This is a genomic window from Chryseobacterium sp. X308, from assembly GCF_020733145.1.
Lineage (GTDB): Bacteria > Bacteroidota > Bacteroidia > Flavobacteriales > Weeksellaceae > Chryseobacterium > Chryseobacterium cupriresistens.
In genome coordinates, this window is sequence record NZ_JAJFZH010000008.1 from 77,735 (window position 1) to 100,776 (window position 23,042).

20 protein-coding genes and 1 riboswitch are annotated in these 23,042 nt (G+C 37.1%); of the genes, 7 read left to right on the top strand and 13 right to left on the bottom strand.

Annotation, left to right across the window (positions count from 1 at the left end; translation table 11 throughout):
• Nucleotides 1–47: 47 nt before the first annotated feature.
• The 5 genes from LIV57_RS11030 (at nt 48) to LIV57_RS11050 (ending at nt 4,315) form a co-directional block, all read left to right on the top strand.
• Nucleotides 48–1,535 carry a catalase gene (locus LIV57_RS11030; protein WP_227942620.1) on the top strand — a complete coding sequence of 496 codons (1,488 nt, stop codon included), beginning with the start codon at nt 48–50 and terminating at the stop codon, nt 1,533–1,535.
• Between the two features lie 105 nt (nt 1,536–1,640).
• Nucleotides 1,641–2,408: an enoyl-CoA hydratase/isomerase family protein gene (locus LIV57_RS11035; RefSeq protein WP_110009877.1), complete on the top strand. Its 768-nt coding sequence runs from the start codon at nt 1,641–1,643 to the stop codon at nt 2,406–2,408.
• A gap of 54 nt (nt 2,409–2,462) precedes the next feature.
• The gene (locus LIV57_RS11040) at nt 2,463–2,885 is read left to right on the top strand and encodes a deoxycytidylate deaminase (RefSeq protein WP_007844123.1); all 423 of its coding nucleotides are present in this window, start codon (nt 2,463–2,465) and stop codon (nt 2,883–2,885) included.
• Nucleotides 2,886–2,891: 6 nt separating this feature from the next.
• Entirely contained in the window at nt 2,892–3,806 is a 915-nt protein-coding gene (gene xerD, locus LIV57_RS11045; RefSeq protein ID WP_110009878.1) for a site-specific tyrosine recombinase XerD, read from the top strand.
• Nucleotides 3,803–4,315, top strand: coding sequence for an NUDIX hydrolase (locus LIV57_RS11050; protein WP_227942621.1), 513 nt, complete (start codon nt 3,803–3,805; stop codon nt 4,313–4,315). The genes xerD and LIV57_RS11050 overlap by 4 nt, the downstream gene beginning before the upstream one ends.
• Nucleotides 4,316–4,419: 104 nt before the next feature.
• Here LIV57_RS11050 and LIV57_RS11055 read toward each other — a convergent pair whose 3' ends face one another.
• The 11 genes from LIV57_RS11055 to LIV57_RS11105 form a co-directional block, all read right to left on the bottom strand.
• On the bottom strand, nt 4,420–4,878 hold the full coding sequence (locus tag LIV57_RS11055) for a heme-binding domain-containing protein (protein ID WP_227942622.1): 459 nt from the start codon (nt 4,876–4,878) through the stop codon (nt 4,420–4,422).
• A 4-nt stretch (nt 4,879–4,882) separates the two neighbouring features.
• Nucleotides 4,883–6,682 (bottom strand): Ig-like domain-containing protein, encoded by a 1,800-nt coding sequence (locus LIV57_RS11060; protein ID WP_227942623.1) that lies wholly within the window; start codon nt 6,680–6,682, stop codon nt 4,883–4,885.
• A gap of 25 nt (nt 6,683–6,707) precedes the next feature.
• Nucleotides 6,708–7,970, bottom strand: a complete 1,263-nt coding sequence (locus LIV57_RS11065) for a serine hydrolase domain-containing protein (RefSeq protein WP_227942624.1) — start codon at nt 7,968–7,970, stop codon at nt 6,708–6,710.
• Nucleotides 7,971–8,147: 177 nt separating this feature from the next.
• The gene (locus LIV57_RS11070; RefSeq protein WP_227942625.1) at nt 8,148–8,507 is read right to left on the bottom strand and encodes a hypothetical protein; all 360 of its coding nucleotides are present in this window, start codon (nt 8,505–8,507) and stop codon (nt 8,148–8,150) included.
• Between the two features lie 90 nt (nt 8,508–8,597).
• Nucleotides 8,598–9,527 carry a 2-hydroxyacid dehydrogenase gene (locus tag LIV57_RS11075; RefSeq protein ID WP_227942626.1) on the bottom strand — a complete coding sequence of 310 codons (930 nt, stop codon included), beginning with the start codon at nt 9,525–9,527 and terminating at the stop codon, nt 8,598–8,600.
• Between the two features lie 45 nt (nt 9,528–9,572).
• Complete coding sequence (locus LIV57_RS11080) at nt 9,573–9,959, bottom strand: GxxExxY protein (protein WP_262908323.1); 387 nt, start codon at nt 9,957–9,959, stop codon at nt 9,573–9,575.
• Between the two features lie 78 nt (nt 9,960–10,037).
• A complete protein-coding gene (locus tag LIV57_RS11085; protein WP_002983813.1) occupies nt 10,038–10,580 on the bottom strand; it encodes an acyl-CoA thioesterase in 543 nt (180 codons plus the stop codon).
• The gene (locus LIV57_RS11090) at nt 10,568–11,320 is read right to left on the bottom strand and encodes a hypothetical protein (protein ID WP_137904773.1); all 753 of its coding nucleotides are present in this window, start codon (nt 11,318–11,320) and stop codon (nt 10,568–10,570) included. The genes LIV57_RS11085 and LIV57_RS11090 overlap by 13 nt, the downstream gene beginning before the upstream one ends.
• Nucleotides 11,321–11,419: 99 nt before the next feature.
• Nucleotides 11,420–12,097, bottom strand: coding sequence for a T9SS type A sorting domain-containing protein (locus tag LIV57_RS11095; protein WP_227942627.1), 678 nt, complete (start codon nt 12,095–12,097; stop codon nt 11,420–11,422).
• Between the two features lie 142 nt (nt 12,098–12,239).
• Nucleotides 12,240–14,360 carry a TonB-dependent receptor gene (locus LIV57_RS11100; protein WP_227942628.1) on the bottom strand — a complete coding sequence of 707 codons (2,121 nt, stop codon included), beginning with the start codon at nt 14,358–14,360 and terminating at the stop codon, nt 12,240–12,242.
• A 101-nt stretch (nt 14,361–14,461) separates the two neighbouring features.
• Nucleotides 14,462–14,553, bottom strand: a riboswitch (TPP riboswitch).
• A 162-nt stretch (nt 14,554–14,715) separates the two neighbouring features.
• Nucleotides 14,716–15,486 carry a WG repeat-containing protein gene (locus LIV57_RS11105; protein WP_227942629.1) on the bottom strand — a complete coding sequence of 257 codons (771 nt, stop codon included), beginning with the start codon at nt 15,484–15,486 and terminating at the stop codon, nt 14,716–14,718.
• Between the two features lie 287 nt (nt 15,487–15,773).
• Between LIV57_RS11105 and LIV57_RS11110 the strand changes: the two genes are divergently transcribed.
• Together LIV57_RS11110 and LIV57_RS11115 are read left to right on the top strand one after the other, a co-directional pair.
• Nucleotides 15,774–18,557: a bifunctional aconitate hydratase 2/2-methylisocitrate dehydratase gene (locus tag LIV57_RS11110; protein WP_227942630.1), complete on the top strand. Its 2,784-nt coding sequence runs from the start codon at nt 15,774–15,776 to the stop codon at nt 18,555–18,557.
• A gap of 315 nt (nt 18,558–18,872) precedes the next feature.
• On the top strand, nt 18,873–21,140 hold the full coding sequence (locus tag LIV57_RS11115; RefSeq protein WP_110009967.1) for an aconitate hydratase: 2,268 nt from the start codon (nt 18,873–18,875) through the stop codon (nt 21,138–21,140).
• A gap of 155 nt (nt 21,141–21,295) precedes the next feature.
• Here the strand turns inward: LIV57_RS11115 and LIV57_RS11120 are convergent, their stop codons facing one another.
• Both LIV57_RS11120 and LIV57_RS11125 read right to left on the bottom strand, forming a co-directional pair.
• Nucleotides 21,296–21,973: a LytR/AlgR family response regulator transcription factor gene (locus tag LIV57_RS11120; protein ID WP_227942631.1), complete on the bottom strand. Its 678-nt coding sequence runs from the start codon at nt 21,971–21,973 to the stop codon at nt 21,296–21,298.
• Nucleotides 21,966–22,985: a sensor histidine kinase gene (locus LIV57_RS11125; protein ID WP_227942632.1), complete on the bottom strand. Its 1,020-nt coding sequence runs from the start codon at nt 22,983–22,985 to the stop codon at nt 21,966–21,968. The genes LIV57_RS11120 and LIV57_RS11125 overlap by 8 nt, the downstream gene beginning before the upstream one ends.
• Nucleotides 22,986–23,042 lie beyond the last annotated feature (57 nt).

Here is a 23,042-nt window from a genome sequence, read left to right on the forward strand (position 1 = left end):
TACACTGGATTTAGGAAAAAGAAACAATTATTCAAATCATCAATTATATGGATTCTAAAAAATTAACGTTGAGTAACGGCGCACCTTATTTTGAACATCAGGATTCACAGACGGTAGGACCAAGAGGCCCGGTATTGCTGCAGGACTTTATTCTTCAGGAGAATCTTGCGCATTTCGTTAGGGAAAGAATTCCTGAAAGGATTGTGCATGCCAAAGGAAGCGGAGCGTACGGAACTTTCACCGTAACGCATGATATCAGCCAGTACACGAAAGCAAAACTGTTTTCAAAAGTAGGAAACTCGTGCAGAATGTTCGCAAGATTTTCCACGGTGGGAGGTGAAAAAGGAAGCGCAGACACGGCAAGGGATCCAAGAGGTTTTGCCTTAAAATTTTATACTGAAGACGGGAACTGGGATCTTGTAGGAAACAATACGCCCGTGTTCTTTATTAAGGATGCAAAAAAATTCCCGGATTTTATTCATACTCAGAAAAGAGTCCCGAAAACCAATTTAAAAAGCGCCACGATGATGTGGGATTTCTGGAGCTTGAATCCGGAATCGCTTCATCAGGTTCTGATCTTAATGTCAGACAGAGGAACTCCATATGGTTACAGACATATGCATGGTTTCGGATCTCATACATTCTCCATGATCAATGATAAAAATGAAAGGGTGTGGGTGAAATTCCATTTTAAAACAAAACAGGGAGTAAAAAACTTCACAGATGAAGAAGCTGTAAAAATGGCTGGAGAAAATCCTGATTTTGCTCAGGAAGATCTTTGCAACGCTATTGAAAATGGGGATTTCCCTAAATGGACGATGTACATTCAGGTGATGACAGAAGAACAGGCAAAAGATTTCAGATGGAATCCGTTTGATGTCACCAAAGTATGGTTCCATGATGATTTCCCTCTGATTGAAGTAGGCGAAATGGAGCTTAACGAAATACCTGTTAATTATTTCGCCCATGTAGAACAGTCTACTTTTTCACCTAGCAGCTTAATTAACGGAATCAGCTTCTCACCGGACAAAATGCTGCAGGGAAGATTATTCTCCTACCCTGATGCTCACCGTTACAGAGTGGGAGTTAACGCTCATCAGCTGGAAGTGAACAGATGTCCTTTTGCTGTCAACAATTACCAAAGAGACGGTTTTATGGCAGATTCAAGCCACTATCAGGATAAACCGAATTATCACCCGAACAGTTTTGATGACATCAAGCCAGATTCATCTTATAAAAACTACGAATATGAGCTGGACAGTGCTCATGTTGCCAGCTACAACAGAAATGACAATGACAGTGATCACTATACTCAACCGGGACTGTTATATTCAAAAGCTATGAATGCAGATGACAGAGATCATTTGATCAAAAATATTGTAGGCAGCATGAATGGTATCACCGGGCCGAAAAGAGACGAGATTATCAACCGGCAGCTATGTCACTTTTTCCGTGCCAACATTGAGCTTGGCATGAAAGTGGCTTCTCAGCTAAATGTCAATATTGATGCAAATATGATGAATCATTCCAAATAATCATATTGAATGATAAATAAAAAAAAAGGAAAAAAAAATAATATTTTTTCCTTTTTTTTGTAAAAAATTCATAATTTGCAAAGGATGATATTTTAAAGTGGAAAAATGAGTTACGAGAACATATTATTAAAAAAAGAAGATAAATTATCTATCATTACCATAAACAGACCTGAGAGTTTAAATGCTTTAAATGCAAAAACAATTCAGGAAATCAGCACCGCACTGGATGAGCTTAATGCTGATACTTCATGCAGAGTCATTATCCTTACCGGAAGTGGAGAAAAATCTTTCGTAGCGGGAGCGGATATCAAGGAATTCAGTGAATTCGGACAGGAAAAAGCTGAAGAACTTGCAAGAAACGGACAAAATACATTGTTCAACAAAATTGAAAACATGTCTAAACCTGTCATTGCAGCCGTAAACGGTTTCGCATTAGGAGGAGGTTTGGAGCTTGCTATGGCATGCCACATCAGATATGCATCGGAAAACGCCAGATTAGGGCTTCCTGAAGTAACGCTTGGATTGATTCCGGGATATGGAGGAACTCAGAGGCTTCCCAAGCTTGTAGGAAAAGGTATTGCCAATGAAATGATCTTCTCAGCCAAAATGATTCTGGCTCAAAAAGCAAAAGAAATCGGACTGGTGAATGAAGTTTACCCTATTGAAGAATTATTAACCAAAACGAGAGAATTAGCAAACACGATTGCCTACAATTCACCAATGGCAATATCGAAGGCTATAAACGCCGTGAATTTATCGGATACGGAGAAAGGTTTTGAAACTGAAATCAAATATTTCGGAGAACTTTTTGAAATGGAAGATAAGAAAGAAGGAGTTACTGCGTTTCTAGAGAAGAGAAAACCTAACTTCTAAATCTTTCTAAAAGATTTTAATCCAAATTATTTCGAAAAAAAACAATGCTGCGGTATGAATAAGTTTGATAAAGCTTATCTAAAAATGGCTCAGGAATGGGCAAAACTCTCCTACTGTAAGAGAAAACAGGTGGGTGCTCTTATCGTAAAAGATAGGATGATTATTTCAGATGGTTACAACGGGACTCCTTCGGGATTCGAAAACTGCTGTGAAGATGAAGACGGGAAAACACACTGGTATGTATTGCATGCGGAGGCCAACGCTATATTAAAGCTGGCTGCCTCTACCCAATCTGCAAAAGGGGCAACGTTATATTTGACGCTTTCTCCCTGTAAAGAATGCAGCAAGCTGATTCTGCAGGCCGGGATTACGAGACTGGTGTATATTAATGAGTATTCGGATGACGATGGAATATCGTTCCTGAGAAACCATAACATTGAAATAGAACAAATATCGGACTGTGAACTAAAAAAATAAGCACAAATGACTTGGGATGAAAAGATCAAAGATTTTGAAATATTTCTTCGTTTCGAAAGAAATTTTTCAGAAAACACGCTCGACGCCTATGTTCGGGACATTAAGAAATTAAAAGATTACGCAGAAGAGGATCTGGAAAACGTCGGTCCAGACTCCATCGGTTACGAAAACCTGCAGGAATACATTTTCAATCTTTCCAAACAGAAATTCAGTGAGAGATCACAGGCAAGATGGATATCTTCCATCAAAGCTTTCTTCAAATTTCTGCTGGAGGATGAATATCGTGAAGACAATCCTGCGGCGTTACTTGAAGGCCCTAAACTGGGATTATATCTACCTGATACTTTAAGCCTGCCTGATATCAACAAAATTATTGCTGCTATTGAGGTGAATACAGATCTTGGAAAAAGAAACCAATGCATCATAGAGGTTCTATATGGCTGCGGACTTCGTGTTTCTGAACTGATTGATCTGAAGATATCCAATATCAACTTCAAAGAGCAATACATCAAGGTACACGGAAAAGGAAACAAAACCCGTTTTGTTCCTTTAGCTGATTATACGGCTGATCTGCTTGAAAGTTATATCAAAGAGGTTCGTTCTAAAGGTAAAATCAATAAGAAATATGAAGATACCCTGTTTTTGAACAGCCGTGGGACTTCTATGTCCAGGGTAATCGTATTTCTTATTATTAAAGAACTTACAGATAAAGCAGGGGTTAACAAAAAAATATCGCCACACACATTCAGACACTCATTTGCAACCCATTTATTACAGAATGGAGCAGATTTACGTTATATTCAGGAAATGCTGGGACATTCCAGTATTACAACAACGGAGATCTACACGCATCTGAAAACAGAAGAATTAAGGGATGTTATTTTGAGTTATCACCCGAGAAATATTAATATTGCTCAATGAAACTATTGAAATATTGCCCAAGCTGCGGCAGGGAGTCCTTACACTGGGATGGTGAAAAGAAATGGAGCTGCCCGGAATGTGGTTTTACCTTGTATAATAATGTGGCAGGTGCTGTAGCAGTTGTCATCAGATGTGGAGACGAAATTTATCTTACCAGAAGAAACAGAGATCCTAAAAAAGGAAAACTTGACCTGGCCGGAGGATTTGTTGACCCTAAGGAAAGTGCAGAGGAAACCTGTAAAAGAGAACTTTTTGAAGAACTTCAGCTTGATATCGATATTTCCAACCTGAAATACCTTACCAGCCTTCCCAACATTTATCAATATAAGGAAATTGACTACAATACGATCGATCTCTTTTATGAATACAATGTTCCGGAAAAATTTGAGGTAAGTCTTGAACTCTCTGAAATCTCAGAAGCAGTCTGGATTCCTTTACAGGATCTGGATCTTGAAGATATCGCTTTCGATTCTCAGAAGAGATTTTTCGAGAGTTATGTAAAGAAATAATTTTTGTAAAATATTCTCCCGCAGATTTTACAGATCAGGCAGATCATTGTTTAAAACAATATGCTTGGTTTGTAAAATCTGCGGGAGTTTTTTTATGGTGGAAACTAATAGGTTTTAGTCTTCAGCATTTCTTCAAAATACTGAATCAGCAATGCTCTTTCAGCTTCTGAAAGATTGGCTTCTTTGTGATAAACAATATAACCGGGCATCGGCATTGTTTTATTCTGAATGGTCTGAATGGACTTAGTCAGCATATTCTCCTTCAAATCCTTATTATAAGTTCCCCAGGTAGAAAAATTAAGATGTTCCCTGCCTTCATTCACATGGCTTTTTACAGACCATGAAATGGGTGCGATAAAAGCATATTTCGGATAAACCGTTTCATTGGAATGGCAGTCATAACAGGCGTTTTTAAGCAGCGTTCTGATCTTTTCCGGTGATTTCCTTGAATCAACAAAGTTAACCGCAGAATCAACGGGTTTATTCACCCTGTCAACAGGGAAAAACTGAATCAGGGCAAACGCCACCAATGTCCAGAATACTATTTTCTTAGCCGTCTTCATCTGCTTACTTAGCTGGAGTTAAAACAGCATTACCGGATTTAAATTCTTTTTTCTGTACTTGCTTCGTTGCTGCAGGTTCTGCAGACACCGGAGTTTCTGACGGAGATGGAATGGCAGGTGCCGGAGCTGGTGTTGTTACAGTTGGTGATTTTGGACTATCAAGTGTTCTGGTATCTTTCAGATCCCAGTCCTCTCTCGTTTCCCATAAGGCTCTGACAATAACTTTTTTATAGAATATATAAGCATCTTCAGCAAAAATATCATTCGCGAAATCTGCTTCGTCCCAATATTTATTTCCGTTATTATCCACCAGAATCCTTACGACATATTCTCCAGGTCTGAGTATATCAAACTTTACCTTATCTCCTTTGGTATATTTCTGGTAAGCTACCTTGTCAGAATCCATTAACTGAATCCAATAATTTGCTTCCGGCGCATTGGAAACAGAGAACTCAACACTTCCAAACTGATCTACTTTGGCGACATCAAAGTCAAAACGCTTTGATTGGGTATTTTTGGCATAGAATGAAGATACGGTTTCCTTAGGAACAGTAAGCTCATAGCTTTTTCCCATCACAAAGTCGGATTGAACATGGATCTGATAAGGATTTGTTTCGGAAATTTTAGCAGTGAACGGTAAAGTTGTTAAACTGTCTCCTTTGGCTCTTAAAGTCCATTTTGAAGGGTCAATTTTATCAACAATATAGTTTGATGCAATTTTCAGATCTGCCTTTGGAGCGATAGAAGTTCCGTCGTTATCACTAAAGACATCCATAGCGTTTTTCTTATTATATCTGTAAAATAAAGAAACGCTGTAGGCACTGTCTTTTTTCGGGCCTTTATTATGGGTGAAGATCAGCTTTTCATTCGCTTCCTGCCCTACATTATCTTTTACAGCATCAAACCAGATTCTCACCGAGTCTGATTTCGGATTGTGTGTTATTTTGACATCCTTCAGTTTCTCGTTCAGCGACTGTACTTTTACTTCATCAGGATTTCCTTCAAAGGTCATCAGAACTCCTCCCGCTATCTCTTTCATTTCTACATACTTCACCGGTTTTTTGGAAGGGTATACTTTTAAGTTTAATCCTGAAATGGATTTCTCAACATTGACCGGATCTTTCTGGAATCCTACTTTTTCCTTTCCCGGATCGTACATAGAATTTCCGTTCTCGTCTTCGAAAGCGATAATTTTATATTTTCCAGGAGTCAGATAGTTTAATTCATAATATCCATCTTCATCTACCTTAGTGATATAGTAAGGCTTTTTCTTGTAATCCATTGTATCTTTTACCTGATACAATCCTACCACTAGTTTATTTTCTGCTGTCGTTCCCTCTTTCTTTTTGGTATCGAGTGCATCCTTTACTTCACCGCTGATATACAAATCATCCAGTTTGTCTCCTGTGGAAAAAGCAAAATTGAAATACCTCAGTATATTAGATTCGTTATTATCAACAATTGAATTTCCAAAATTGAAATTATAGGTGGTATTGGCCTGAAGGGTATCTGTCCACTGAATCAGAACAAATTTGTTGGCAATATTCGATGGAAGTATTCTCGTTATTCCTTTAATAGGAGGTGAAATAATCAGGTTTTTATTGATATCCTTCAATGTCACATATTCATCAAAATCCAGACGGAGTTCACGAATATCTCTTTTGACATTGATTCTTGTTGTATCAATGTTTGAGCTTAAAAACTTGGGTGCCAGGGTATCTTTAGGCCCTCCGACAGGAGATCCTACTCTTGCACATGAATGTACAAGAAAACAGATAATGAGTAATAAAAGAAACCTTTTCATGAAAATGTTTAGGCAAAAGTAAACATTATTCTCCAAAAACTTCCTGTCCGGAATTCAAAGTATCTTTATTGTCGTGCATAACGGTATGCAGCTTTTCCTTCTGCAAAGGGAAATCTTCGAATAAACCGGACAATGCAAGAGCCGTATATACTTTGTTTGAATATTTATTTCCAATAGCTACAATGGTAACCTTAGATTTTAAAAGATGTGCAAATACAGAGTTTGTACCATGCCACCATCCGTTGTGATAGGTCAGCTTCTCGCCATTATCAAATATTTTCATTCTGAATCCTAATCCATAATTATTCATTCCTGCTTTTTCATTGCTGTAAGGAGTGAATACCATCTGCATCAGTTCCGGTTTCAGGAAATTTTTGGAAAACATTGCTTTTGAGAAGTTGTACAAATCTCTTGGCGTAGTGTACACATTTTTATCTCCGTAAATCAGATCAAGTCTGTCCAAAGGATACAACTTATTTCCTCCATAATAAAAAGACTGTGAAGCGGTAGGAATATCTTTTTCCTGGAAGATGTACGTGTTATTCATTTTCAATGGTGTGAAAACCATTTCTTTCATCGCCTGAGGGAAAGGAGTTTTAGTCACTTTCTCAATTAATAAAGCCAATAAAGCAAAATTCGTATTGCAATACATGAATCCTGTATCCGTATCTCTTGCCAGATCTGGTTTATACTTGATAATCATATTCAAAACATCTTCATTGGTAATGAAAGGTTTTGACAGTTCTGCCGGAGCAGGCTGTATTTTGGTGATAAAATATTCGTATTTCGGAAGACCGCTTCTTTGATCCAGCAAAGTCTGAACGGTAACATTCGGGTATGGAAACCCCGGAAAAAACTGAGTAAGATGATCTGTTAATTTTATTTTTCCGGCCTCTATCAGCTTCATCATTGCCATTGCCGTTAAAGTCTTTGAAACGGAAGCTACATGCAACGGTGTATTTTTGTCGATCGGCATCTGATTTCCTTCTCTTCCGAAACCTCTGTAATTTTCGTAAAGGATTTCATCTCCTTTGGCAACAAGAATTCCGCCGCTAAGATCTCCTCCTTCCCATATTTTTTTATAATACTGGTCTATATAGCTTACGGTAGTCTGCCTGTTCAGAAGCTGTCCGTCACCTTTTGTAAAAATATCACCCAGATCTACATTTCCATAGTTGGGCAGATTGGTTGCATTTTCAGCAGAAACTTCTTTAGCTTCAGACTTTTTTTTACAGGAAAATATAGATAAAAGAACAGTTAGGATAAGTACAAAATTACGCGTCGTCATGAGATTCAAAAATGAGCGGCAATTTAATAAAACTCAAAATAAATAATAAACAAGAGGTGGATATTATGAATTATTTAACATAAATGAATAGAGAATTAAAAATGCGAAATGACAAAATCGTGAAAGTAAATAAGTAAAAAGCTGAGAAAATAAATTCTCTTCCTCACAATCTAAAACTTATCCAATGGGAGGACCTGCTTGCCCTATTATTCTTCCGCTAAAAGTAATAAGACTATACAGATTTAAAATTGTAATATCCAAATCATCCTGGTTACAATAATACTCATCAATTGTTCCATATACCGAATACTCTGAAATATTAAATCCTTCTTCAATGTCATTGTAGTAAATTACTCTTCTACCTATCAATCCTACGACCCAGAAACCACCTCCTTCCTGTCCGTACTCTTCTTCGTACCACTTTTCAGGGTTTATTTTGATTAAATCCCAAAAATTTAAAAGATGGCCATTTAAATCTTTTTCTGTTGAATAAATCTTTTCAAAAATTTCTTCAATGGATATTGGAGTCCAGATCATGATTATATAAAAGTTAATAACTCGAAATTAATAAAAAAAGACGAATTCACTTCGTAAATTCATCTTTTTCTCTTTTTTATACTGCTTAGCTTAACAATGCGAAGCTACAATCTTATCTACAATAAACTGAGCCAGTTTTTCTTTACTTTGATGGGTCCATCCGGCAATGTGGGGTGTGACAATGGCTTTCTCCGATTCAAGAAGATATTTCAGATCTTCATTTTCCGATTCAATGTTCTCGAAAGAAGATTTTTCATATTCCAGTACATCAAGACATGCACCTTTTACTTTTCCGGACTTCATTCCTTCTACTAAACTTTTAGTTTCCACGTTTTTTCCTCTTGCCGTATTGACAAAATAAAAATCGTTTTTCATCTCTGCAATGAAAGCTTCGTCAATAAGATAGTGGGTTTCTGAAGTTAAAGGAATATGCAGGCTTACGACCTCTGCAGACTGTTTCAGTTCTTCCAGTGAAACCTGTGTTGCATATTCATCTGAAAGATCAGGAAGAATATCGTGGAAAATCACCTTACATCCGAACCCTGAAAGTCTTTTTGCAGTAGCTTTTCCCATGTTACCATAGCCAATCAATCCCACTGTTTTTCCCAACAGCTCATCTCCTCTGTTTTCTTCACGTTTCCAGATTCCGTTTTTCACTTCCCGGGAAGAAATAAAAAGCCTGTTCATGATCACCAGAAGCATTCCCACAACGTGTTCGGCCACGGAATCTCTGTTTCCTTCTGGAGAATTGATCAATTGAATTCCCAGTTTTTCTGCAACAGGAATATCAATATTTTCCATTCCGGCCCCTACTCTTGCAATGAATTTAAGGTTCTTCCCTTTCTCCAGAAAAGTCTGGTCTAATGGTATACGGCTTCTGATGATAATTCCGTCGTAGTTCTCAATTTTATCGCAAACCTCATCATAAGACGATGTAAAATCCTCTTCCAGGATAAAATTCTTAGCCAAAAGCTGTTCAGTGATGAGAGGATGGTTTTTATCTAAAAGAAGTATTTTCATAGTTTAAACACAAATGTCACTAATTTATTTCACAAATAGCACAAATTATAAAGTACCGTTAATTACTCTCTTAACACCATTTTTAAACTGAAGCGTATTGAAGTTGATCAACATTCCAAGTTTACAATTACTTAAGCGAAGATAAGTAAGTATTTGTGCTAGATGAATATCTTGTAATGATTCTATCGATTTGATTTCTAATACAAATTTTTTCTCAATCAAAAAGTCAAGTCTATAACCAACATCCATTTTAACCTCATCATACATTAATGGCATCGGTTTTTGTCTTTCTACAAGAATATCATGTTTACTTAATTCATAAAACAGACATTCTTCATAAGCACTTTCCAAAAGTCCTGGTCCTAATGCCTTATGAACTATATATCCAGCTTCGTAGACTATTTTTGATATATCATTTTCTGAAATATCCATATTATTTTTTCATCTGATCAGACACAAACCATTTGTGAAAATTTGTGCCAGCCATTCGTGTTATTTGTGTTTCAGTTTTTACTTTTTATCTTTCTTAGACTCCTGTGGTTCCTGGAATAGTTTTTTAAGCTCTACAGATTCCAAAGGTTTCATTCTTCCGGAAAGGATTAATGAAAGTTCTTTTCTACGGAATGCTGCTGCAAATCTTTCTTTCTCCTCATCTGTTTCAGGAATCATTTCCGGAATAGGAATCGGACGGTTGAATTCATCTACTGCAACGAAAGTATAAATTCCGGCATTCGTATGAACTTTCTTCTGGTTGATTGGATCATCCAACCATACATCTACATACACTTCCATGGAAGTAGAAAATGCTCTTGAAACTTTAGATTCCAACACCACAACACCACCTTCCGGGATCGGATGGTTGAAAGATACGTGGTTTACTGAAGCTGTTACTACTCTTCTTTCGCAGTGTCTTGCTGCAGAAATAGACGCACAACGGTCCATTTTTGCCAGAAGTTCACCACCGAAAAGGTTTCTTAAAGAGTTGGTTTCGTTCGGAAGAACGATATTGGTCATAATAGTCAGAGATTCTGACGCTTTTTTTATTTTTGCCATCTAGTCTTAGTGTTGTTTGGGACAGCCGGAGCAGATTGTTTTACTTTTCCGGCGGGTTTTACTAATGAATCTTTTTTCAAAGAATCTGTAACGGGTGTTTCCGGAGTATGTACTTTCATCTTCACCGTATCTTTTACGATCCTATGGGTAGAAGTTTGTACGGAAACATTATTGAAAGATTTTTTTCCGAAAAGAAGTTCCTGCTGGGTAAACGCCAGGTATACAATTCCAAGAACCGGGATAATCAGAAGGAAAAGCCAAAGAATTGTTTTTTTGAATTTAAAATCCTTTTCACGATTCACAGAAGCATTTACTTTTTCCCCGTTATTGATATCTGAAAATCTGATTTCTTCCAATCCGTAAAAATCCGGACGTCCGGATTCTATCCTCTTTCCTTTGAAATGGGTATGTCCTTCTTCAATGAAAACGGTTCCAAGGTTTTGAATGTCAAGAACCTGTTCCGCCTGAAGTTTTTTCTTCCAAAAATCAGTCTGAATTTTAAGATCACTTCTTGAAGCTTCCAGAGACATCTGTTTTTGTTCTGCAATAAAAGCAGTAAGGTCTTCAGCCCGGACTTCATAATCTATGGCAAATTCAATCTGGCTGGCCGGAGGTAAGATGCTTCCGTTTTCAGAATTGATAATTGCCTTAGAATTTTTCAGTGAAAACACCCCAAAGCCTGGAACTGTGGCAGTTCCAAATTGTTTTAAGTATTCTAAAATATATGCTGAAATATTCATTTGGCAGCAAATTTATAACTTTTTCGGGACTTTTTGTAATATTTAATGGATATAAAAAAGACTGCGAAAGCAGCCTTCTTCTTTTGAGTTATTAATAATTTAGTATTTGAACTTAATTATCTCTTTCATATTGATATCAGATAGATACAAAATATAATTTCCTTTCTGAAAAATATCCAAATCTATTGGATTACCATCTGCATTAACAGCCTTCTGTTTAACAAGTTTACCACTAAAATCATAAATATAAAGTAGTAGGTTTCCTTTTTCTGAGGGATACAGTTTTCCATCCGAAACAAAGGATTTTGTTTTAACAGCTTTAGTATCAGAAACAGACAGTGTTCCCAAAGTTGTTGTATTGACAAAGACTGAAATAGTACCAGATTGTTTTGTAGCACCGTTTTGCAGATCTTTAAACACAAAACTGATCTGATACACTGTTGTTCCAAGTGCCATCACGTTATTGGTATTGGTAAACAATTTATTATTAAGATTTACAAATCCTACATAAGCATTAGCCGAAGAGTCCCAATTCATTGTTACATTTGAATTATTCCATGAATCCTCAAATAAAATATTCTGTGAATTGTTATACTGATCAACCATTAAATGTACATAAAATGTAGGATTTCCAATTCCCGGATCATACATAGAATAATTATTCGAGCTTCCATATGTGATTTTACAAACTCCCGGACTTTCTACAGTAACCTGTATTTGTGCTGTAATAATAGTAGTAAAAAGAAACACTACTAATAGCGAATAAATTTTTTTCATTTGTTTTTTTAATTAAATAACAAATATATTACTTTCAAGATTAGATCAAAGTATAAATCTCTATAGAATAAAAAAAAGACCACATTAGTGGCCTTCAATTTATTCTATCAGTTTTAGGTATTTACATAAAAAACATCATTATTTATTGCTGTATTTTCCAGCTTACTCCAAACATAAAGTTCGTTCCTGCCTGAGAAAAATAATAAGGCTGCCCATCATAAACAGATCCGTTATTAACATATTTCTTATTGAACAGGTTATTCACCAACAGCTTCAATGCAATTTCATTATTGGCAATTTTAAACTGGTATTGAGCATTGAAATCTGTAAGGAAATAATCTTTAAGCTGCAGATTGGCATCTTCGGTATTGTCCAGATATTGTTTTCCAACATACTGGTTCATTAAAGCAAACTGGAAGTTTTTTGTAGGATTGAATTTCAAGCCTACATTGGCAATTACATTCGGAGAGAATGAAATCTGAGTATTTCCAAGGCTTTTAGGAACATCACCATTCTGAATATTAAAATCCTGGTTTCTGTTCTGGCTTAATGTTACGTTACCGGAAACCTCCCATTGTTTGGATAGTTTTACCAAAGCACCAATCTCAATACCTCTTCTGTAGCTCTTCCCTGAATTTGTTCTGATAAATGCCCCTACGTTATTCAATTCTCCGTTCAGAACCAATTGATTCACATAATACATATAATACACATTCGCAGTAAAAGAAACGATTCCGAACTGTTTTTCGAAACCGGCCTCAATGTCATGAAGCTTTTCAGCTTTCACATCATTATTGGCCATCAGGTCATCTCTGTTGGGTTCACGATGGGCGTGGGCGTAAGAAAGGAATATTTTACCTCCGTCAATTCTGTAATTCACTCCGGCTTTTGGATTAAAGAACAGCCAGTTTTTACTTAAATCTGCTCCTTCACCATCACCAGCCGTCAGAATCTTTGTGTTGTAATTGATTTTTCTGAGCTGCAAATCACCAAAGAATTCAAAATTATCCAATCTTAGTAAAGCTTTTCCAAAACCAGACACTTCATTCTTTACAGAGCGGTTTCTGTAGTATTCACTTTCATCAATCTGAGGAAAAAATACTCCTGTTACATTTCCATAGTGTCTTCCGTAATACTGATTGACCACAGCTCCAAAGTTCAGATCCAAATTTTCAAATTTCCCGTAAAGCGTTGAAACCATTCCGTAGAAATCGTTGTTCAGCCATTTTTTTCTGATAAAGTCTGAAGCTTTTATCGTTTGTCCTCCTTCTGTTATATTGGGAAGGTTATATCTTGAAAACGGATCTCCCTGCTTGTAGTTTTCATAATATCCTTTTCCTTTTGTATAGTGGAACGTGGTTTCAAGATTCCAGCGGTCGCTGAATTTCTGTTCCCACAGCAACTGATAATGATTCTGTCTGTAATTATCCGTTTCATTATCATAGAAACTTACAATATTCTCCCAACTGGAATCGTAAATGGCCCCTGAAATATTAAATTTGGGATCAGTCTCCCAGGTTTTACGATCAATCCCGTTCCATGCCTGATAGGTTTTCTCTTTTCCACCAAAAGCCATTAAACGTAATTTTGTATTTCCTTCTTCAAATAAAGCGGTGAAATTATAAGAATGTAAGTTGGATGAAGCTCTGTCGATGTATCCGTCAGAATGAATATGAGTATATCTTCCCATCACGGAAAGTCGGTTTTTCCAGAATTTCCCGGAACCTATTTCTGCTGAATATTTGTAGGTATTAAATGATCCGTAGCTGTCATCCGTTTTAAAATAAAATTTCTCTTCAGGATCCTTAGAAAGTACGTTAATACTTGCTCCGAAGGCAGAAACCCCGTTATTGGAAGTTCCTACTCCTCTCTGAATCACAATCTGTGAGGCAGAACTTGTCAAATCCGGAACGTTGACAAAAAAAGTTCCCTGGCTTTCAGAGTCGTTGTATGGAACACCGTTCATCATGACATTGATGGCACTTCCTGAAACACCACGAATCCTGAAACCGGTATATCCAACTCCGTTTCCGGCATCGGAAGTTGAAATAACTGAGGTTTGGTTTTTCAAAAGAATAGGAAGATCCTGTCCGAGATTTTTGCTGTCCAAATCTTTCTGTACATTGATGATTTCTTTTGCTACAGGCAATCTTTTGGTAAAGCTGACGGCTTCAATTTCCCTAACTTTTAGTGAATCTTTATTCTGAGCCTGTATAAAAGCCGCAGCTCCTACGGTAAGTCCTAAAAAAAATAATCCTTTCATTCTATAAATCTTTAACATTTAATGAATAAAAGGGGTCGAGCAATAATGTAACAATTTTATTAATTTAATAGTCTAGCAATTGGTATATTGTTATACTGTTTCATTGATACATTTTCAATTCCCTAAACAGCATTACCTGTTCCAGGTTCATTGGGTATAATCTCAGCCTGTTAAAGCACCCCTTTATTTCAGTGGCAAAATTACAAAAAATATATGAATTGAAATTCGGGTTTCGAGATGCGGGATAGTGGGTTGCGAGGTGCGAGATGTGGGTTGTTAGGTTGCGGGTTACGTAATTGAAAAATACTACGAAAAATAGGAGTTATCAAATGAATCATTCATCATTTATCATTCTCTAGTAAGTTTTGTTGTTGGCATCGATATAATAGTAATTTGAGCCGTCTTTTGTCACTTCAAACATTTTACCCAGTTTCCAGCTGAAATTTCTTTTAATATTGGAATATTCAAACGGAATAATCACGTTATTGTTAACATCAATAATTCCGAATTTATCATTATTGGAGGCAACAATCATCGGATTCGCAACATCATCCCCCTCAAGAATAAAAAGATACTGATATTGAGGATAGATCTGATATTGTCTGTAGTCGGCCGCATTCACAAATTTTGATTTTTCAATGATTCCATAAAAACCATTGAGGATATACGCCTGGAATAGCTGTTGTTTATATTCTTCAAATTTACATTTTCCAAAATCGGTATCTTTGAACTGATAGACTCTCTTCCCAGACTGATCTATACGGTAAGAAATCATATTTTTCTCCACCGTAGCATAATCTTTTGTTCCAAATTTTCTCACTTTTTCATTGGGTGAATTCAGAAGATTACAGTCTTCATAAAAAAATACGGCAATATGATATTCCGGCTGAATAATAAATTTCCCGTTCTGATTGACATACCCGAACTGATCTCCTTTTTTCTTAGGAATCAAAACAGGAAGATCTTTATTGATCACTACCAGATCAGCATTAGGTTTGCTGGCTGAAGCTGCTTTTTTAACCGTGCTTTTTGTTCCTTTTTTCACAGGAATTTTCTTCACAGATTTGGTCTGCGAGAAAACGAAAATCGAAATAAAAACACATAAAATATTCAGGATATTTTTCATATTCTCCATTTGATTACAAAAATACGACCAAAAATAGATATTATAAAATTCATATTTATAAAGAATCTAAATAATTTCATTCTTATAAAATTGTAAAATTTCGTAATTTTGGGGACATTTTGAAATGTTTGATAATTTTAAAAAACTTTTGAAAAAGTGTGGATTATGCTGACTTTATTCGGTTAATGTTGCATCAAAATGCGAGAACTCAAAATGTCATTAATTGTATTTATACACACCGGTAAAGAAAAAGCTGACCTAGCTTTAATTTTGAAAGACCTTCTATTATGAGTATTTATAAGGATTACATCAAAGAGATTGAAGAAAGAAAAACCCAGGGGCTTCATCCAAAGCCAATTGATGGTGCTGAATTACTAAGCGAAATCATTGCACAAATTAAAGATTCAGATAATGCTGACCGACCGGACTCTCTTAAATTTTTCATTTATAACACACTACCCGGAACTACGAGTGCAGCGGGAGTAAAAGCAAAATTTTTAAAAGAAATTATTCTGGGTGAATCCGTAGTAGAAGAAATTTCCCCGGCATTTGCCTTTGAATTATTGTCTCATATGAAAGGCGGACCTTCTATTGAGGTGCTGCTGGACCTTGCTTTAGGTAATGATGCAGCTATTGCTAAAGAAGCTGCCAACGTTCTTAAAACTCAGGTTTTCCTTTACGAAGCAGATACGAACCGTCTGAAAGAAGCATTCAACAGCGGTAACGAAATTGCAAAAGAAATCCTTGAAAGCTACGCAAAAGCTGAATTCTTCACTAAACTTCCTGAAGTTGCTGAAGAAATTAAAGTAGTTACTTATATTGCTGGTGAAGGAGATATTTCTACAGATTTACTTTCTCCGGGTAATCAGGCTCACTCAAGATCAGACCGTGAACTTCACGGTAAATGTATGATCACTCCTGAAGCTCAGGAAGAAATCAAAGCTTTACAGGCAAAGCATCCTGATGCAAGCGTTATGCTTATTGCTGAAAAAGGAACAATGGGCGTAGGATCATCCAGAATGTCCGGAGTAAACAACGTTGCTCTTTGGACAGGAAAACAGGCAAGCCCATACGTACCATTCGTCAACATTGCTCCTATTGTAGGAGGTACAAACGGTATTTCTCCGATCTTCCTTACCACAGTAGACGTTACCGGAGGTATTGGTATTGACCTTAAAAACTGGGTAAAAAAAGTAGATGAGAACGGAAACCCGGTTCGTAATGAAAACGGTGACATTGTTCTTGAAGAAGCTTACTCAGTAGCAACAGGAACTGTTTTAACGATTAATACAAAAGAAAAGAAATTATATAACGGCGATAAAGAACTGATTGACCTTACCAAATCTTTCACTCCGCAAAAGATGGAATTCATCAGAGCAGGAGGATCTTACGCGGTCGTATTTGGTAAAAAACTACAGACATTTGCTGCTCAGCTTTTAGGTATTGAAGCGCCAACAGTTTTTGCTCCGTCAAAAGAAATCTCTCATGAAGGACAAGGACTTACAGCTGTAGAGAAGATTTTCAACAGAAATGCTGTTGGAACTACTCCGGGAAAAGTATTACACGCCGGTTCTGACGTTCGTGTACAGGTTAATATTGTTGGATCTCAGGATACAACAGGTTTGATGACCGCTCAGGAATTAGAATCAATGGCAGCAACTGTGATTTCTCCAATCGTAGATGGTGCTTACCAGTCCGGATGCCACACGGCTTCTGTTTGGGATAAAAAAGCTCAGGCTAACATTCCTAAGCTGATGAAATTCATGAACGAGTTCGGACTGATTACAGCCCGTGACCCGAAAGGTGAATACCACGCCATGACTGACGTTATCCACAAAGTTCTTAACGATATCACTGTAGACGAGTGGGCTATCATTATTGGTGGTGACTCTCACACCAGAATGTCTAAAGGAGTTGCTTTTGGAGCTGACTCAGGAACTGTAGCGCTTGCATTGGCTACCGGTGAAGCATCCATGCCGATTCCTGAATCTGTAAAAGTAACTTTCAAAGGTGAAATGAAGCCTCACATGGATTTCCGTGATGTGGTTCATGCAACGCAGGCTCAGATGTTAAAGCAGTTTGGAGGAGAAAATGTATTCCAGGGTAGAATCATTGAGGTTCATATCGGAACACTTCCTGCTGACCAGGCATTTACCTTTACAGACTGGACTGCTGAAATGAAGGCAAAAGCTTCTATCAACATTTCTGAAGATAATACTTTGATCGAATCACTGGAAATTGCAAAAGGCAGAATCCAGATCATGATCGACAAGGGTATGGATAATCACAACAAAGTTCTTCAGGGATTAATTGACAAAGCAAATAAGAGAATTGCAGAAATCAGATCAGGTGAAAAACCTGCTTTGACTCCTGATGCAAACGCTAAATATTATGCTGAAGTTGTTGTAGACCTTGATGTAATTGTTGAACCAATGATTGCTGACCCGGACGTAAACAATGACGATGTATCTAAAAGATATACTCACGATACCATCAGAGACCTTTCATACTATGGAGGTGAGAAAAAAGTAGACCTTGGTTTCGTAGGATCCTGTATGGTTCACAAAGGAGACCTTAAGATCGTTTCCCAGATGTTGAGAAACCTTGAAAAGCAACAAGGAAAAGTAGAATTCAATGCTCCGCTTGTAGTGGCAGCTCCTACATATAATATCATTGATGAATTAAAAGCTGAAGGAGACTGGGAATTACTGGAAAAATATTCCGGTTTTGAATTTGATGACAACGCTCCAAAAGGAGAAGCACGTACAGAGTACAAAAACGTAATGTACCTTGAGCGCCCGGGATGTAACCTTTGTATGGGTAACCAGGAAAAAGCAGCTAAAGGAGATACTGTTTTAGCAACTTCTACCCGTCTTTTCCAGGGAAGAGTAGTTGAAGATTCTGAACGTAAAAAAGGAGAATCCCTGCTTGCTTCAACTCCGGTTGTTGTTCTTTCCGCAATCATCGGAAGAATTCCTAGCATCGATGAGTATAAAACTGCTGTTGAGGGAATTGACCTTACTACATTTGTTCCTTCTATTAAAGAATTAACAAGTACAAGCGCTCACTAAGAGATTGATAATAAGTCGCAAGACTATTGAATAACTATATTATTGGAAGATTTTAATCCTTAAGGATTTAAAATCTTCCAATTTTTTGTTTAGAACGTTTCTATTTTATGATAGTTACGTTTTTTTTTCGATAAAAGCTGGAAAATAAATTCTAATTTTTCTTAAATTGAAAGTTATAAAATCTATTGATTTCAGAATCAAAAATGCCCTGTTTATGGATTATAGGAACGTTTTTTGATGCATAGATAAGTGATTTTCTTTTTCAACACAGGGAAAAGAAGCATTAACGGAACAAGAACAAAACTAAAATACGATATGACTTTTGATATTGATATGATCAAAAAGGTGTACGAACGTTACCCTGAAAGAATTGCAGCAGCAAGACAAATTGTGGGAAAACCTCTTACCCTTTCAGAAAAAATCCTTTACACCCACCTTTGGGAAGGAAATGCTACACAAGCTTATGAAAGAGGAAACTCTTATGTGGACTTTGCACCGGACAGAGTAGCGATGCAGGATGCTACCGCACAGATGGCACTTTTACAGTTTATGCAGGCAGGAAAAGCTAAAGTGGCTGTTCCTTCTACTGCTCACGCGGATCACCTTATCCAGGCTAAAGTAGGTGCTGATAAAGACTTACAGGAAGGGATCAACAAAAACTCCGAGGTATTCAACTTCTTAAGCTCTGTATGTGATAAATACGGAATCGGATTCTGGAAACCGGGAGCAGGTATTATTCACCAGGTTGTCCTGGAAAACTATGCATTTCCCGGAGGAATGATGATTGGTACTGACTCGCATACGGTAAACGCCGGCGGACTGGGAATGGTTGCCATTGGTGTAGGAGGTGCTGATGCGGTAGACGTAATGGCAGGAATGGCCTGGGAACTTAAAATGCCTAAACTTATCGGAGTAAAATTAACCGGTAAAATGAACGGATGGACTTCTGCAAAAGATGTGATCTTAAAAGTTGCCGGAATTCTTACCGTAAAAGGAGGTACAGGATGTATCGTGGAATATTTCGGTGAAGGTGCAGAATCTCTTTCCGCAACCGGTAAAGGTACGATCTGTAACATGGGTGCTGAAATCGGGGCTACCACTTCTACTTTCGGATATGATGATTCTATGAGAAGATATCTTTCCGCTACAGGAAGACAGGACGTAGTAGATGCCGCTGATAAAATTGCTGAACACTTAACGGGGGATGCTGAAGTATATGCTAACCCTGAACAATATTTTGATCAATTAATAGAAATCAACCTTTCTGAACTGACTCCTCACTTAAACGGACCTTTCACTCCGGACTTAGCGACTCCTGTTGCTGAATTCAGAGCTAAAGCTGAAGCCAACGGATGGCCATTAGAAGTTGAGTGGGCGCTTATCGGTTCTTGTACCAACTCTTCTTATGAAGATTTATCAAGAGCGGCTTCCATTGTAGAAGATGCCGTATCAAAAGGCGTTAAACCTAAAGCTATCCTGGGAATCAATCCAGGTTCTGAACAGGTAAAATTCACAGCAGAAAGAGACGGATTCCTGGATTCTTTCAGAAAATTTGAAAACGCAAGAATCTTTACCAATGCCTGTGGACCATGTATCGGACAATGGGACAGAGAAGGTGCGGAAAAAGGAGAGAAAAACTCTATTATCCACTCTTTCAACAGAAACTTTGCGAAAAGAGCTGACGGTAACCCAAATACCCATGCATTTGTAGCTTCTCCTGAAATGGTAGCTGCTGTAGCGATCTCAGGAAGATTGGATTTCAACCCGATTACGGATACATTAACTAACGAAGCAGGTGAACAGGTAAAACTTAACGAGCCTAAAGGTTTCGAACTTCCTTCAAAAGGATTTGCTGTAGACGACAACGGTTACCAGGCTCCATCAGAGGACGGTTCTAAAGTTGTTGTGAATGTAAGCCCAACTTCAGACAGACTTCAGTTATTGGAAGAATTTCCGGCATGGGACGGTAAAAACATTACAGGAGCAAGAGTACTGATCAAAGCTTTCGGAAAATGTACTACCGACCACATTTCTATGGCTGGACCATGGCTGAAATACAGAGGTCACCTGGATAATATTTCAAACAACATGTTGATTGGAGCGGTGAATGCTTACAACATGGAAACCAATAAAGTTAAAAGTGAATTAACTGGTGAATACGGTGAGGTTCCGGCTGTACAAAGAGCTTATAAAGCGGCAGGTATCCCGACAATCGTTGTAGGAGACCAGAACTATGGTGAAGGTTCTTCAAGAGAGCATGCTGCCATGGAACCGAGACATTTAGGAGTGAAAGCTGTATTGGTAAAATCATTCGCGAGAATCCACGAAACCAACCTTAAAAAACAAGGAATGCTTGGAATTACTTTCGCTAATGAGGCAGATTATGACAAGATTCTTGAAGACGATGTTGTTAATTTCTTAGATCTTGATCAGTTCGCTCCGGGAAAACAACTTACTTTAGAGTTCATCCATACAGACGGAACTAAAGATATCATCATGGCAAACCACACTTACAACGATCAGCAAATTGATTGGTTTAAGGCGGGTTCTGCTCTGAACCTGATCAAACAACAGGAAAAATAAGATTAATTGTTAGATTAATTAATATAAGACGGCTTCAGTTGAAGCCGTCTTTTTATTTTAAAAGTCTTTAAATTTTCCTTTGCCGAACTTTGTGGTACATTATTCCAAACCTTACAGGTTTTAGAAACCTGTAAGGTTTAGCTCTCATATGATTATTATGATATTCTATCAAGAAGACCTGCTCTATAGCTTTCTCCAATAGGAATCTCATATTCAGGAAGAATCACTTTTTTAGCCCCGATACTTTTCACTTTATCCAGATTGACAATGAAAGATTTATGAATTCTTACAAATTTTTCAGGAAGCTGGTTTTCCATTGATTTAAGAGTATCCAGAACGATAAACTCATCATTTTCTGTCCGGATATTGACATAGTCCTTGATACTTTCAACGTAAAGAATCTCGTGAAAGCCTATGCGATGTTTTTGTCCCGAAGACTTTACAAAGAAATGGGTATTTTCTTCCTGTGGAAAAGAAAAACGCTCCTGAGCCTTTAAAACACTTTTTTGAAATCTTTCAAAAGAAACAGGTTTCAGAAGGTAATCCACCACATTATGCTCATAGCCTTCCAATGCATATTCAGAATAGGCTGTTGTTAAAATATATTTCTGATTAGTTCCTACAATTTTCATAAAATTGATTCCCGTAAGCTCAGGCATCTGAATATCCAGAAAGATAAGATCTGAATCATTTTTCTGAAGATATTCAAGGGCGTGAATCGGATTTTCTGTAGAAAAAACCAGTTCAAGAAAAGGAATTTTTTCCACATAATGTTCAAGAAGTGAGATGGCCAGCGGCTCATCATCTACGATAATGCATTTTAACTTATTCATCCCTTAAATCAATTTTTAAATCTACAATAAATTCCGTTTCCGAATCTTTGATCTCAAGCTGGTGTTTGGGATACAGAATTCCCAGTCTTTTTTTCACATTCTGAATTCCTATTCCTGAAACAGTATCTTTCATTTTCTGTGTTTTAAAATTTAAAAGATAAAAATGCAGAACTTTATGATGATCTGAGATTTTCATTTCAAAACCTTTATCACGAAAATCCCCATGTTTGAAGGCATTTTCCACGAAAGGAACCAACAGCATCGGAGAAATTTTAAGGTGAGGATGCTGAATATTTTTCTCTATGATTAACAGTTCGGGATTTCTGATCCTGAGTTTCTCCAGCGCAATAAGACTATCAATATATCCGATTTCTTTATCAAGCGAAATGGAATCTTTTTCAAGGTCTTTCGTGCTGTACCTCAGCAGCTGCCCCAGTTCTTCAATAGCCGGAAGCGCCTTATCCGATTTCTGATAGACAAGCGAGTAGATATTATTTAATGAATTAAAAATAAAATGAGGGTTGATCTGGGTTTTCAGAGCCTGAAGTTCAGCCTGTTTCTTTTCGATCAGAAGCTGCTTTTTATCATTTTCAGCCACTCCATATTTTTCCAGAATCCATAGAATACCGGCAATGAAAGTAGTCAGCGAGCTATTGTATATATTATCAAAAAGATAGTAGAGAAGTCCTGTATTTTCATCATAATTCCGGAAGCCAAGAGTAGAAGGCAGAATCATTTCTTCCAAAGCGTATCTCATACTGGCAAAACATAACAGGGTCAGCATAAAAACAAAAACTGCCGAATACAGTTTCTCAAGTTTAAAAACTTTTGGGAAAATAAAGAAATACGATATATAAAATGTCACAATTTTTACAATAAAAAAAGTAACCCTCAGAATGTGTACTTCCCGACGGTTAGTTTCCGGAACAAAAAAATTAGGAGTAATGACAGTTCCTATGAAATTGAAACTCCAGTAAATAATTTGAAGCCAGATAATTTGTTTTTTATTCATAATCAAATATAAATCTCTAAAGGCATAATTCATTAATTGTTTTCGACAAAAACCTGT

Bases quoted from the DNA above. Each gene is read 5' to 3' on its own strand.
- LIV57_RS11030 (WP_227942620.1), top strand. From the start codon at position 48: ATGGATTCTAAAAAATTAACGTTGAGTAACGGCGCACCTTATTTTGAA.
- LIV57_RS11035 (WP_110009877.1), top strand. From the start codon at position 1,641: ATGAGTTACGAGAACATATTATTAAAAAAAGAAGATAAATTATCTATC.
- LIV57_RS11040 (WP_007844123.1), top strand. From the start codon at position 2,463: ATGAATAAGTTTGATAAAGCTTATCTAAAAATGGCTCAGGAATGGGCA.
- xerD (WP_110009878.1), top strand. From the start codon at position 2,892: ATGACTTGGGATGAAAAGATCAAAGATTTTGAAATATTTCTTCGTTTC.
- LIV57_RS11050 (WP_227942621.1), top strand. From the start codon at position 3,803: ATGAAACTATTGAAATATTGCCCAAGCTGCGGCAGGGAGTCCTTACAC.
- LIV57_RS11055 (WP_227942622.1), bottom strand. From the start codon at position 4,878: ATGAAGACGGCTAAGAAAATAGTATTCTGGACATTGGTGGCGTTTGCC.
- LIV57_RS11060 (WP_227942623.1), bottom strand. From the start codon at position 6,682: ATGAAAAGGTTTCTTTTATTACTCATTATCTGTTTTCTTGTACATTCA.
- LIV57_RS11065 (WP_227942624.1), bottom strand. From the start codon at position 7,970: ATGACGACGCGTAATTTTGTACTTATCCTAACTGTTCTTTTATCTATA.
- LIV57_RS11070 (WP_227942625.1), bottom strand. From the start codon at position 8,507: ATGATCTGGACTCCAATATCCATTGAAGAAATTTTTGAAAAGATTTAT.
- LIV57_RS11075 (WP_227942626.1), bottom strand. From the start codon at position 9,527: ATGAAAATACTTCTTTTAGATAAAAACCATCCTCTCATCACTGAACAG.
- LIV57_RS11080 (WP_262908323.1), bottom strand. From the start codon at position 9,959: ATGGATATTTCAGAAAATGATATATCAAAAATAGTCTACGAAGCTGGA.
- LIV57_RS11085 (WP_002983813.1), bottom strand. From the start codon at position 10,580: ATGGCAAAAATAAAAAAAGCGTCAGAATCTCTGACTATTATGACCAAT.
- LIV57_RS11090 (WP_137904773.1), bottom strand. From the start codon at position 11,320: ATGAATATTTCAGCATATATTTTAGAATACTTAAAACAATTTGGAACT.
- LIV57_RS11095 (WP_227942627.1), bottom strand. From the start codon at position 12,097: ATGAAAAAAATTTATTCGCTATTAGTAGTGTTTCTTTTTACTACTATT.
- LIV57_RS11100 (WP_227942628.1), bottom strand. From the start codon at position 14,360: ATGAAAGGATTATTTTTTTTAGGACTTACCGTAGGAGCTGCGGCTTTT.
- LIV57_RS11105 (WP_227942629.1), bottom strand. From the start codon at position 15,486: ATGAAAAATATCCTGAATATTTTATGTGTTTTTATTTCGATTTTCGTT.
- LIV57_RS11110 (WP_227942630.1), top strand. From the start codon at position 15,774: ATGAGTATTTATAAGGATTACATCAAAGAGATTGAAGAAAGAAAAACC.
- LIV57_RS11115 (WP_110009967.1), top strand. From the start codon at position 18,873: ATGACTTTTGATATTGATATGATCAAAAAGGTGTACGAACGTTACCCT.
- LIV57_RS11120 (WP_227942631.1), bottom strand. From the start codon at position 21,973: ATGAATAAGTTAAAATGCATTATCGTAGATGATGAGCCGCTGGCCATC.
- LIV57_RS11125 (WP_227942632.1), bottom strand. From the start codon at position 22,985: ATGAATAAAAAACAAATTATCTGGCTTCAAATTATTTACTGGAGTTTC.